1 protein-coding gene is annotated in these 1040 nt (G+C 67.7%); it reads right to left on the bottom strand.

Annotation, left to right across the window (positions count from 1 at the left end; all coding sequences use genetic code 11):
- Positions 1–140 precede the first annotated feature (140 nt).
- Positions 141–1040 (bottom strand): membrane protein insertase YidC (yidC, locus tag ACIRS4_RS39130; protein WP_404205187.1); only part of this gene is annotated, 900 nt, incomplete at its 5' end.

The following is a 1040-nucleotide window of genomic DNA, read 5'->3' as shown; positions in this document are numbered from 1 at the left end:
ATGCGGCTGGTCATAGCGCTGTGCAGTCCTTGTCTGTGCTGATTCGAGGGGGTTCGCGACGCAGCCGAAACCGCTTGCGACCAGCTACCAGCCTATCCGGTCACCGCCACCGCTTTATCCGCGCACCACCCGAGCGCCCGCTATTCGTGGGCGACCGCCGCCGACCCGGCGCTTTCGCCGCGTCCGCCCCGTTCGGCGCGGTCGTCGCCGAAGCGGGTCGCCACCACGTGTTGCTGGGCGAATGTCCAGGCATTCTGGGTGACGAAGTACAGCAGGATCGCGATCGGCATGACCGGTCCGACCACCAGCGCGCCCGCCGGAAACACCCACTGCGAGAGCGTGTTCATGATGCGCGCGGTCGAGGCCGCCGGGCCCTCGGCCGGTGCGGGCTGGCGGGCGATGGCGGCGCGGGCGGTGAAGTGGGTGGCGATCGCGGCGATCACCATGAGCGGAATCGCGACCGCGGCAATGGTTCCGAACTCCGAACCCGCCCCGGACAGCGTGGCGGCCAGCGGCGCGCCGAACAATTTGGCGTCCAGGAACGACTGGACCTGCCCGGCGCCGAACACGTAATTCTGGGTGTGACCGGGCTGGAAGGACCGCAGCACGTGGTAGAGCCCGATGAACACCAGCGCCTGGCCGATGATCGGCAGGAATCCGGTCAGCACATTGACCCCGGACTCCTTCTGCAACTCCTGCATGGCCAGCGCCTGCTGCTCACGGTCGCCCGCGTGCTTGCGCTTGATCTCCTGGATCTGCGGCTGCATCTCGGCCAGCTTCCGCGAGAACCGCAGTTGCGCCACGAACGGCTTGATCAGCAGGGCTCGCAGGGTGAGCACCAGGAACACGATGGCCAGCACCCAGGCCAGGCCACTGGTCGCGCCCAGCACGTACGCGAAGGCGGTGTGCCACAGCCACAGCACGGCGGACACGGGGTAATAGATGAAATCGAGCACGGAGAACCTCGCTGCGTGACGCCCGCGCAACGCGTGCGGGCGAAGGAATTCGGGACGGCGATCGACCCGACAACAGCGACCGAC

Source organism: Streptomyces sp. NPDC101166 (genome assembly GCF_044768125.1).
Lineage (GTDB): Bacteria > Actinomycetota > Actinomycetes > Streptomycetales > Streptomycetaceae > Streptomyces.
Note: the sequence above shows the minus strand (reverse complement) of the source record. Positions and strands in the feature narration are given on the sequence as shown.